Raw genomic sequence first — 11,619 nt, 5'->3', positions numbered from 1 at the left:
CCTGCGTGCAGGTGTTCGCCCACGGCCCGGGCCGCGGCCTTGATGTCGTCGACGATGGGCTCGAAGTCCGGGCCAAGCGGCGTACCGACCGTCACGATGATGAAGTCGTTGTCGGCGAGGGCCCCGAAATCGGTGGTCGCCCGCAGCCGACCGACTCGCACGTTGTTGGCCACCAGCTCGTAAAGCCCGGGCTCGGGCACGGTGGTCTTGCCAAGGTTGATCTCGTCGACGACGTTCTGTCTGACGTCGATCCCCGTCACGGGCCAGCCGCGATCGGCCAGCACCGCGCCGATCACCGTACCGATGTAGCCGAAGCCCACAACTGCGATCCCGGACCGCATGCCACGCACCAAGAGGTCGATCTCAGCGTCGCTGCGTCCGAACACGCCTTCAGCCATCGCGGAACCTAGCCCTTCAGTCCCCCGTGGCGTTTGTGAGATGCGGGCCCTCCCGGCCCCAGGCTAACCCGCGGGAAGTCTAATCGACACCCGTGCAATAGACCTAGAATCCGCCCGATCGCTCAGTGGAAGGGGCTTGGACCTGAACCAAGCGCACGCCTCCGCGTGTCCGGCTCCGTTTGGCTGTGTTCGAGCGCGTCGAGCCACCCGTTGTTCGAGTGGCAGCTGGCGAACGGATAGGTTTAAGCCGGCTCGCGGACCGCGAGGCCGGCGGCGCGATACATCGCGTCGATGACAGTCATGTTCTCGACCGCCTCGTCCGGCCCCGTCTTCACCGGTTCCCCACGTAGCACCGCCGCGGCGAAAGCATCGAGCTGATACGCATAGGTCGGACGCACCGGGAACTGCTCCACACGCTTACCGTCAGCTGATCGGACCGAGAATCGCTGGAACGGTATCAGCGGATGGAGCCGCAACTCCCCACGGTCACCGACCACCTTCGCGGTGAAGCGCGGTGGATCGGTCGACCACATCGAGCAGTGGATCCGGCCGGTGTGCCCGCCCGCGAACCGCAACTCGGCGGTCATGGTCCGGTCCACCTCGGGGCCGCGCAGTTTCGCGTGCGCCGAAACGACTTCGGGGGTCGAACCGCCGAACCTGCGCACCATGTCGACCGCGTAGCATCCCAAGTCCATCAGCGCGCCACCGGCGAGGGAGTAGTTGTAGCGGTTGTGAGAGAACTTCGGCATCCAAAAGCACCAGTGCCCCTCCACCCGCACGAGCTTGCCCAGCTCGCCCGAGGCGATGATCTCCTCGACGCGCGCAGCACACGGGTGGTAGCGGTAATGAAATGCCTCCATCACGACCCGGTCTGATTCGGCGGCCAGCCGGGCGATCTCGCGGGCTTCCGTGGCATTGGCGGTGAACGGCTTTTCGCACAGCACGTGTTTGCCGGCGGTAAGCGCTGCCCGAGTCCACCTACCGTGCAAGGCGATTGGCAGCGGGTTGTAGATGGCGTCCAGGCCCGGATCGGCCAGGAGCGCCTCGTAGCTCTCGTGCACCCGGGCGATGCCGTGCTTGGCGGCAAAGGCTTGAGCACGCGACACGTCGCGCGCGGCCACGGCGGCCACTTCCACCTCGGCGTGTCCTTTTGCCGGTTTGATCAGGGCGGCCGACGCGATGCGGGCCGCCCCCAAGATGCCGATTCGCACCCGGTTGCCGCCTCCAGACATGCGCGGGATCGTAGCACCGGACCTGGGGTCCTTCGGAGCGGCGGAAACTCCGTTGGCGCCCTGCCGGAGCCACCCACGGTGTCCACGCCTGGCCGCCCCATGCAAATAATCGCGTAGTCGGCTGGGCTTATTGGACGAGCGTGTGATAATGCCTCGATTCAACGTACGTCTCCCTCATCAGGTAGGTGACCTTGCAGCAGGCCGACAGCAAGAGAGCTACCGAAGAGGCGCTGGGGCGGGGCTCGACACAGTCGCGGTTCCGCCCGGATATCGAAGGCTTGCGCGCCGTCGCGGTGGTCGCCGTTGTCCTATTTCACGCCGACGTGCCCGGGGTGGGCGGCGGGTTCGTCGGCGTGGACGTGTTTTTCGTCATCTCGGGATTTTTGATCACCGGGCTACTCTGGCGCGAGGTGAGTGCCAGCGGCACCGTTCGCATGCGCAACTTTTATGGAGCCCGCGCCCGCCGACTGCTACCCGCGTCGGCCGCCGTCGGCGTCGTCACCGTGATCGCCTCGGCTGTCCTTTTACCCCCGTTGCAGGCCCAGAACGTCATCCGTGACGGCATCGCCAGCGCGGCGTATGTCAGCAACTACTGGTTCATTCAGGAAGGCCTCGACTACTTCGGCACGCATCTGCCGCCTTCGCCGTTTCAGCACTACTGGTCGCTGGGTGTCGAGGAGCAGTTTTACCTGGTGTGGGCGCCCATGATCATTGCCACGGCGTGGCTGGCCCGGCGTGTGCGTCGGCGCGCAAAAGATGATGCGCCCTCGTCGCCAGCCTCGTATCTGGTCGTCCTGGGATTGGTTGCGGTGGTGTCGTTCGCGTTATCGCTGGCGATCACCCACGTGATGCCGCTCGTGGCGTTCTTTTCGCTCCCCACGCGGGCCTGGCAGCTGGCGCTCGGCGGGATAGTCGCTCTGACGGCCGGGCAGTGGCGCCGTCTCCCGCCCAGGGCCGCTGCGATCACAGGCTGGGCCGGGCTGGGGGCGATCCTGCTAGCCTGCGCCCGGCTGAATGCGGCCACGCTGTATCCGGGAGTCGCCGCGGCCTTGCCCGTCCTCGGTGCGGGGCTGGTCATCGGCGCCGGTTGCGCCGCACCCGCGCAGGGATGTGGCCGCGTTCTCGGGTTGGCGCCGATGCGCGCGATCGGCCGGATCTCCTACTCGTGGTACCTATGGCACTGGCCGGTCCTAGTGCTGACGCCCGCGTTGCTGGGCCACCCACTTGGGCTCGCCGGCAGGCTGGCCGCGGCCGCAGTGTCCGCCGTGCTGGCCGCGCTCACCCTGCGGTACATCGAGAATCCCCTGCGTTACGCCCCTCGGATTCGCCGCTCTGCCCTGGCCAGCCTCGCGCTTGGCGGCGCCGCAACCATGATCGCGATCGTCGTGGGCGTCGCGACCCTCGTATTGGCACCCGCCCCGGTCGGGCGCGGTGCGCCCGCTGCGCCACTGACCGTCACTGCAACGCCTGTTCCGATAGGTAGCACCATCGACGCATATGACGCGGCGGTGCAGCAGGCATTCGCGCAGGTGCAGTCGGCGGTCGCGGCGTCGGCAGAGATCAGAGCGGTGCCGTCCAACCTGAGCCCGCCGCTTGCCAACGTGCAAGCCGAACAGAGGGCCATGTTCCTCAAGGGCTGCATGCGCAACTTTTATGAGGTCGGGCAGCCGCAGTGCGCCACTGGCGGTTCCGCCCCCACGACAGTGGCCCTGGTCGGTGACTCTCACGCCGCGATGTGGACGCCGGCATTCCAGCAGTTACTTCCTCAGCGGCCCTGGCGGCTGGAGATCATGGCGAAGGCGGGTTGCCCATTGATGGACCTGCCTGTCGTCAGCCCAGTCCTTCACCGGGACTACACCGAGTGTGCGCAATGGCGCGGACAGATCCTCGCCCGGTTACGCACCGAGCACCCGCAGCTGATCGTGTTGGGTCTGCACCGGGGTTACGGCTCAGAAAGCGGCAACACTTCGCGGTCGCCTTTCACGTCTTATGACCCGGCCTGGCTCCACGGCTTGACCCAGCTGGTGCGGGAGCTGCGCGGCACCGGCGCCAAGGTGTTGGTCCTCGGGCCCGTCCCGGATCCACAGGTGGTGGTGCCGGTCTGCCTGTCGGGCCACCTCGATGACGCCAATGCCTGCTCACCGGCACGCTCGACCGCCGTGAATCAAGCTGGCATCGTGGCTGAAGCCGAAGCAACCAAATCCGGCGGCGGAGAATACGCCGATCTCACCGACCTGTTCTGCGCTGCGAAGAGCTGCCCGGTCATCGTCGGCAACACCCTGGTCTACCTCGACTGGAACCACCTGACCGTCGAATATTGCCGCGTGCTGGCGCCCGTCATCGGGGCCGTCACTGACCGCGCGCTCGCCCGCCGGTGACATCCTCCAGAGCTGTTGCCGGCGGCCTTAGCGCCGCCACACATTGGTGCGGCGATCAGGGCCACGCCGACGCCCGCGCCGCTGGATCACTCAGCTATGGCACGACCAGTTCGGCCACGATGCTAGGGGCCGAACTCAAGCAGGGGCAGGGCCGCAACCGTCGGCCACACCAAGTCGTCCAGCACGGGGCCGCGCCCGCGAGGCGGCGGCACGTTGTGGACGGCTCGAATGCCCGGCACGGCGTTCGGCAGACCGGCAATCTCCCTCGCGGAAAGGGTGAACGGTGTCCGCGGCCACCCACCGCGCAGAGTTGTCCAGATCCGGTGGCGGGCCAGGAAAGCCTGGAACTTGTTCGGCAGGTCGAAGATCATCTGGCCACCCGGGAAGCGGCGCGCGCATTCGCGGATCACGCTGAGCGCCTCGTCGGGCTGCAGGTACGGCAGCAGGCCCTCGGCGGTGATGAACACGCCGTGCTGAGGGTTCACCTGATCCATCCAGGTGAAGTCCAGCACCGACTGCGCGCACATCGAGATGCGCGGCGAATTGGGTAACAGCCGCTCCCGAATCTCGATAATCGCCGGCAGATCAACAGTCAGCCAACGAAATCGGTCGCCAACGCCGGCAGCGTCGAGACGCCAAAAGCTTGTCTGCAGCCCTTCACCGAGGGCGACGACGGTCGCGTCCGGGTGCACCGAAAGGTAACGAAGGGCGTTGTTGTCGAACGCGAGCGCCCGCAGCGCGATGTCCTGCCGAGTGGCGGGAGAGCTGAACTTGCTGAAGTCGTAGTCGATCGAGTCCATCAGCTGAACGGCCATCGGGTCATCGATGATCCCGTCTGGGCGCCGTGCTTCGTTCGCGCGGCTCCACAACGTCAGCAACGCCGTCTCGGGCAGCGTGATGATCTCGGCCTTGGTCATCGTGCAGACAATACTCGGAGGCCTAGCCCGGATTGAATTGTTCGACCTTGCAAATTCCACTGTTCGCATACACTCGCCGCTAATGTTCGCCGCCGATACCCTGCGCCGCATGGCATGTCGGCTTCGAGCGCTCAAAGCGATGGGCAGACGGAGTCCTCGTCAGCGGGTAGTCGTGATCTCAAACGTCGGTAGCTTCGGCGGGGGCGGCGTAGTGGGGTTTCTTGACATGCTTTCGGCGCTTAGAGAAAAGCGCCCAGATCTGGATCTGGTCGCCGTGCTCCCACAGAAGGGAGACGTCGCGGAGAAGTGTGCTCGCGACGGTATCAACGTCGAGATCGCCTTAGTACCGTGGTGGGCTTTTGGCAAATGGTGGAGCATCCCGCGCATTGACCCGCACGCGCTGGTTGGCGCGCTTCCTTACAGCGTGCTTCTGCTCATCGGCATTGTTCGGGCGGTGTTGCTCCTTGCCCGGTTACGACCCACGATGGTGCTCAGCAACACCATGACAATTCCTTCGCACGCGATCGCGGCCAAATTGCTCGGCGTCCCGCATTACTGGATTGTCCGCGAGTTCGGTAGGGACGACCACCGCCTTTGGTTCCTGTTCGGCTATCGCACGACGATCCGCTTGATCAGTCGGCTGTCGGAAACGGTGATCTGCAATTCAGAAGCAGTCGAGAAGTCGATGCTTGCGATCGATCCAGCGATGAAGACATCCGTGGTCTACCCGATCGTCGAGACCCCACTGGGTATCCCGCCGGAGCGAAGCCCGGGCGAACCAATGCGAATCGTCCTTGTCGGTTATTTCTCTCCCGCGAAGGGACAGCACCTGGCAATCGAGGCCGTGGCAATTGCCCGGAAAGCCGGTGTCGACATCGAACTGTCACTCGTCGGTACTGGTAGACACAAACCACTTCGCATGCTTGCTCGGCGTCTGGGCGTCGAGGACCTCGTGACAATTCACGGACCGACCCGCGACCTCGGAGGCTACTGGGCCGCTGCCCATGTCGGCCTGATGTGCAGCCAATGCGAGGCGTTCGGCCGCGTCACCGTTGAGGCGATGAGAGCCGGGCTGCCGGTATGCGGCACCGACTCCGGCGGCACCCCGGAGATCGTCGATCCAGGGGTCAACGGATTGTTAAGCCCCGCCAGAGATGCCAACGCACTCGCAGCCAACTTGATGGCGCTCGAATCAGACGAGGACCTCCGGCGCCGCCTCGCTCGGGGTGCGTTGGAATCGGCTCAGCGCTTCCAGCGCGACCGTCACGATAATCGACTCGCCGCCATCCTCGGCCCTTGTTGAAGCACACCTCGGAAACGGGTTAGCGCTGGACGCCCAGACAGCGCAATCGCTCACAGTCGCCAATCAACAAACACGCCCGAGGCTGACGAAATCCTCCACAAGATCAGCGGCCGCGGCAGCGCTGTCGTCGGGCTTGGTCATCCGGGTGGCGAACTCGCGGGCCCGGTTGCCGTATCGCGGAGCAAGCACCCGGCGGAGGTCAGCGCCCAATGACTTCTCGGTGGTCGCCCAAAAGCGCCGCCCAGCACCGACTTTCAACCGTTTGAGTTGAGCCGTACGCAGCCACTGGTCGGGCAACGTCCAGAGGCTCACCTGCGGGACTCCCGATCGCAGGCACGCGGCTATGGTGCCCGCCCCGCCGTGGTGGACGACGGCGCGGCATCTCGGGAAGATCGTTGCATAGTTCACCTGGTCGACTACCTTGACGTCCTCGGCGTCGGGGTTCTTGCCAAAATCGGTGGAGCCGGCGCCTACGAGCGCCCGCTGTCCTAACTTTTTGCAGGCGGCGCTGATCATGGCGATCGTGTCGGCCGGTGACCCGACCGTTATGCTGCCGAACCCGAAGAAAATTGGCGGAGGTCCCGCGGCGATCCACGACAGGACCTCCTCGTCGGAATCTGTCGGCGACTCCAGGGTCAGCGTGCCGACAAACGGTCGTTGGTTATCCCACTTCGCCCATTCAGCTGCCAGCCCAGGGATGACCACCTCGTCGTAGGCCTGAATTTCCAGGGAGCGACGTTGCGCGATCCTGTGCGGCCAGGGGGTTGTTGCTTTCGGCAAACCAAGCTCACGGCGCTGGGCGTCCTCGACTTCCTTCACCGCACCGCCCCATGACAGCCGCTCGTAGGCGGTCATCGCGGCGCGACCCAACGGCGCCGGGACGAATGGCAAGACCTTCCCATTGGCTCGTGTCGGGAAAAAATGCAACGTTGCCAGCGGCATGTCGTAATACTCGGCGACGTTCGCTGCAAACTGCTCCCAACCGAAACCGGCGATGAGCAGGTCGGCCCCGTCCGCGAGCGAGGTCAGCTTCGTGGTCGCCTGCGGTGTCCAGCACCGGGTAACGATCTCCGAGATCTCGCGCCCCAACCTCTCGAGTTCGTTGGTCTTCCACGGTTTGTGGAAGACCAACGTCCAGTAATCACGCTGTACCTCGAGGATCTCCCTTGAGTCCATCAGCCCGTAAGCGACCGTCGAAAGTCCGGCCGCCTGCGCGAAGCCAACCAGGTTGGGCGGCACGGCAATCTGTACGTCATGCCCCCGGCGCAGCAACTCACGACCCACAACTACGGAGGGTTCGACATCGCCACGCACTCCATAGGACGCCAGGACGAATTTCATCGTGGACCTTGCCTTTCAGCTCGGTGCGCATGGGCACCGCCAGGGACATCGGTCATTATTACCGGTTATTCGGCTGCCGACTGGGCGTTCGGCCAGTCGCTTCGGACCCTCCCTCAACGTTGCGTCCGGTTGCAGCCACGCGATGAAATGTCGCTTTCCGCCGGCGTCGGGGACCTTCATAACCAACTGTCTCCGGATCCACGGGTTCGGAAGCGAGACTGCTCATCGAAGGGTCTAGAGACCTCGAACCCGGGCACCCGGAAACCCTCGGTTTGCCACCCGGCGAGGCCGGCAGCAAATGGTACTATCTCGATTCGCCCAGGCCAGGCCATGCTTGGGCCATCATCCGCTGAGGAGCTCGATTTGGCTGACGGCGACCTGACCGCGCGTGAGGCTGAGCGCGTGGTGTGGGACGTGATCGTGGTGGGCACGGGCATGGGCGGCGGGATGCTGGGCCACCAACTGGCCCGCTCGGGGCGCAAGGTGCTGTTCGTCGAAAAAGGGCACTCGACGCTGCCCGGGACGCCGGGAACTATTCGCGCTGCAATGCCGGAGGTGGCTGAGCCCCGGGCCTACCGTTCCGCAGAGGCCTACTACGACGCCTTGGCGCGGGCGGGGCGCGCGACAGACGAGATCGAAGACATCAGCGGGCGCTTTTCGAAACGGTTTGTGCCCTTCATCGGTAGCGGAACCGGCGGGTCCTCGGCCCTCTATGGCATGGTCTGCGAGCGCTTTTTTCCGGAGGATTTCACGCCCCGTCAGAACTTCCGCAACCCAGGCGATTCAACGGTGCCCGAGGCATGGCCGATCACCTATGAACAGATGCGGCCCTGGTACGCCGAGGCCGAAAAGCTGCTGGGGGTCCGGGGCCAACGCGATCCCCTGCGCTCGGACGCCGACGACGCCGGTCTGCCTGAGGCGCCACCGTTTTCGACGGACAACCAGCCGCTGGTCGATTACCTGGCCGGCCGCGGGTTACATCCCTACCACCTGCCGATGGCATGCGATTACACCGACGGCTGCGCAACTTGTCAGGCCTATCTGTGTCCCCGGTCCTGCAAAAACGACGCCGGCCGCAACGGGGTGCTGCCGGCCGTCGCCGAGTACGGCGCACACCTGCTGGCCGAGTGCCGAGTCATACGCCTGGAGGCCGACGGCACCGAGGTCCGGCAGGTGATCTGCGAGCATCGCTCCGGCATGCTGACCCTGAAGGGCAAGGTGGTGGTGCTGGCCGCTGGCGCATTAGTGACCCCGGTACTGTTGCTCAATTCCCGATCCGGCGATTGGCCACGCGGATTGGCCAACGGCTCAGACTTGGTCGGACGTAATCTGATGCGCCATCTGCACGACTGGATTCAGGTCTGGCCGCACAGCGGCGCCAAAATCACCGCCGAGAACAAGGAAGTCGGGCTGAACGACTTTTACTTCTGGGAGGGTCAGAAATACGGCACCGTTCAGTCGGCCGGAACGATGGCCTCGCTGGCATCCATGGAAATGCTGACCAACCACCCCGGCTGGATACCGACGGTGCTGCGCCTGATTAGCCCGGCGGTGCGGCCCATCTACGAGCGCTTCATCAACGGCGGACTGGTGCTGGCTGCCATCATGGAAGACCTGCCCTACCTCGATAATCGCGTGCTGCCGTCCGATCGGCCCAGCGTCGACGGCCGCCAGCGGCTTCGACTTCAGTACCGACTGCACCCCAGCGAGGTCGAGCGCCGCGCCGTGTTCCTGCGCCAGGTTAAAGAGGTGTTGAAGCCGTTTCGCAAACTCACCCTCCGGACTGGGGAAAACAACACGACGCTGGGGCACGTCTGCGGAACCTGCCGCTTCGGCACCGATCCGAAGACGAGCGTGCTCGACCCAAACAATCGGGCCCACGAAGTCGACAACCTCTACGTGGTGGACACCTCGTTCTTCCCGTCCAGCACCGGTTTGAATCCGAGTTTGACGGTCGCGGCCAACGCCTTACGGGTGGCCGCGCACATCGATGACGCACATTTCGCCGCCTGACCCCGTCCGATCAGGTCGTGCAGCCGCGGCGAGTTTTCAGTCGGGCGAAACGCTCCACATGGTCGGCGGCTGCCACGGCGCTGTCGGCAGGTTTGGTGATCCGGGGAGCGAGTTCGCGGGCCCGGGCAAGGTATTGCGGAGCCAGGATCCGGCTCAGGTCCGCGACAAGTGATTTCTCGCTGGTCGTCGAAAACCGCCGCCCGGTGCCCACTTTCAGCCGTTTGAGCTGAGCCGCGAAGAAAGGCTGGTCGGGCAACGTCCAGAGGATCAGCTGAGGAACGCCGGCCCGCAACCCGGCGGCCAGGGTGCCCGCACCACCGTGGTGTACGACGGCACGGCAGGCCGGAAAGATCGTGGCGTAATTGACCACACCGACCACCTTGACGTGCTCGAAGTGGGGGGCGTTGCTGAAGTCGGTCGACCCGGCGCCTACCAACGCCCTCTGCCCTAATCGAGCGCAGGCCGCCCCGATCATGGAAATGGTGTCAGCCGGCGATTCCACGGGGATGCTGCCAAACCCGAAAAAAATCGGCGGCGTCCCCGCGGCAATCCAGGACAAGACCTCGTCATCGGCGTCCGTCGGCAATTCCATCGCCAGCGCGCCGACGAAGGGCCGGAGACCATCCCATTTCGCCCATTCGGCCGCCAGCCCGGGGAATATCACCTCGTCATACGCCTGTATCTCCAGCGACCGGCGTTCGGCGATCCGTCGCGGCGCGGGTCCCGTGGCCTTCGGCAGACCGAGTTCACCTCGCTGTGCGTCCTCGCGCTCCCGGGTGCCGCGCCACGCCAACCAGTCGTTCGCGGTCATTGCCATGCGACTCAACGGCGCAGGCAGGTACGGCAACAGCCGGCCGTGGGCCCGCACGGGGAAGAAATGCAGCGTGGCCAACGGGATGCCGTGATACTCAGCGACATTCGCAGCGGGCTGCTCGAAGATCAGGCCGGTGAGTAGCAGGTCGCTCCCGTCGGCTACTGATGCCAGCGACGCTGCCATTTCCGCCCAGCACCTGGTGGCGAACTCGTGAGTTTCCACCCCCAACGCGTTCAATTCGTTGATTTTCCAGGGGGTGCGGAAGTAACACGTCCAGTATTTGCGCTGCACTTCGAGGATGGCCTTCGAATCCAGACCGTAGGCGACCGCGGCGAGCCCGGCCGCCTCCGCAAAGCCGACCAGGTTGGGCGGCACGGCCATGCACACGTCATGCCCCCGGCGAACCAACTCACGACCGACGACGACGGCCGGCTCCACATCGCCGCGACCGCCATAGGATGCCAGCACGAACTTCATTTGCGGGCTGCCCTCTCGACTGTCGACTGGCGCGGCGTTCATGGCGTTTACGCCGGTTCGCGGAGCGAGAGACCGGCGGCGCGGTAAATCGTATCGATGACGGACATGTTCTCGATCGCGCCTTCCGGCGTCGTCTTCACCGGTTCGCCGCGCAGCACCGCCGCGGCGAAGGCCTCGAGCTGGTACGCATAGCTGGTGCGGCGCGGGAAGCGCTCCACCCGCTTGCCGTCGGCCGAGCGGATCGTGAGCCGGGGCAACAAGTGCGGAGCAGCCGGACTGAGGTAACGCAGCCGGCCGCGATCCCCAACCACCTTGGCGCTCGCCCAAAACAGGTTCGACGACCACAGCGCGCAGCGGATCCGGCCCGTGAGCCAACTCGTGAAGCGCAACTCGGCCGTCATCGCCCGGTCCAGTTGAGTCCCGCGCAGTTTTGCCTGTGCCGCAACGACTTCCGGGGTCGAACCGCCGAAAGTGCGGAGCATGTCAACCGCGTAGACTCCGGCGTCCATCAGCGCGCCACCGGCGAGGGAGTAGTCGTAGACGTTGGCGTTGGAGCGCTTCGGCAGCAATACGCATAAGGAGACGTCGATCCGCTCGAGCTTGCCCAGCTCGCCTGACGTGAGAATCTGCTCGACGCGCGAAGTCAACGGATGGTAGCGGTATTGGATTGCCTCCATGACGACGCGATCTGACTTCGCGGCCAGCTCGGCGATGTCGCGGGCCTCGGCGGCATTGGCGGTGAACGG

9 protein-coding genes are annotated in these 11,619 nt (G+C 65.1%); 3 read left to right on the top strand and 6 right to left on the bottom strand.

Translation table 11 applies throughout. From position 1 onward, the window contains the following. Positions 1-398 (bottom strand): 3-hydroxyacyl-CoA dehydrogenase NAD-binding domain-containing protein (locus A5706_RS18925; RefSeq protein ID WP_231985351.1); only part of this gene is annotated, 398 nt, incomplete at its 3' end. A 242-nt stretch (positions 399-640) separates the two neighbouring features. Further along, positions 641-1,630, bottom strand: a complete 990-nt coding sequence (locus A5706_RS18920) for a Gfo/Idh/MocA family protein (RefSeq protein ID WP_068133638.1) — start codon at positions 1,628-1,630, stop codon at positions 641-643. A gap of 185 nt (positions 1,631-1,815) precedes the next feature. On the opposite strand from A5706_RS18920, the gene A5706_RS18915 reads away from it, so the two are divergent. After that, entirely contained in the window at positions 1,816-4,008 is a 2,193-nt protein-coding gene (locus A5706_RS18915) for an acyltransferase family protein (RefSeq protein WP_068133634.1), read from the top strand. A gap of 122 nt (positions 4,009-4,130) precedes the next feature. Here the strand turns inward: A5706_RS18915 and A5706_RS18910 are convergent, their stop codons facing one another. Beyond that, positions 4,131-4,925 carry a class I SAM-dependent methyltransferase gene (locus tag A5706_RS18910; RefSeq protein ID WP_068133632.1) on the bottom strand — a complete coding sequence of 265 codons (795 nt, stop codon included), beginning with the start codon at positions 4,923-4,925 and terminating at the stop codon, positions 4,131-4,133. A gap of 82 nt (positions 4,926-5,007) precedes the next feature. Here A5706_RS18910 and A5706_RS32420 point away from each other — a divergent pair, with 82 nt between their 5' ends. Next, positions 5,008-6,228, top strand: a complete 1,221-nt coding sequence (locus tag A5706_RS32420) for a glycosyltransferase family 4 protein (protein ID WP_197517887.1) — start codon at positions 5,008-5,010, stop codon at positions 6,226-6,228. A 63-nt stretch (positions 6,229-6,291) separates the two neighbouring features. Here A5706_RS32420 and A5706_RS18900 read toward each other — a convergent pair whose 3' ends face one another. Further along, complete coding sequence (locus A5706_RS18900) at positions 6,292-7,569, bottom strand: glycosyltransferase (RefSeq protein WP_068133627.1); 1,278 nt, start codon at positions 7,567-7,569, stop codon at positions 6,292-6,294. A 363-nt stretch (positions 7,570-7,932) separates the two neighbouring features. Here A5706_RS18900 and A5706_RS18895 point away from each other — a divergent pair, with 363 nt between their 5' ends. Next, a complete protein-coding gene (locus tag A5706_RS18895; protein ID WP_068133624.1) occupies positions 7,933-9,582 on the top strand; it encodes a GMC oxidoreductase in 1,650 nt (549 codons plus the stop codon). Positions 9,583-9,592: 10 nt separating this feature from the next. On the opposite strand, the gene A5706_RS18890 is transcribed toward A5706_RS18895, so the two are convergent. Next, a complete protein-coding gene (locus A5706_RS18890) occupies positions 9,593-10,873 on the bottom strand; it encodes a glycosyltransferase (RefSeq protein WP_068133619.1) in 1,281 nt (426 codons plus the stop codon). Positions 10,874-10,920: 47 nt separating this feature from the next. After that, positions 10,921-11,619 (bottom strand): Gfo/Idh/MocA family protein (locus A5706_RS33730; RefSeq protein ID WP_068133617.1); only part of this gene is annotated, 699 nt, incomplete at its 5' end.

It is taken from the genome of Mycobacterium sp. E796 (assembly GCF_001672815.1).
In the GTDB taxonomy this organism is placed as follows: Bacteria; Actinomycetota; Actinomycetes; order Mycobacteriales; family Mycobacteriaceae; genus Mycobacterium.
This window is presented reverse-complemented; position numbering and strand designations above follow the sequence as displayed.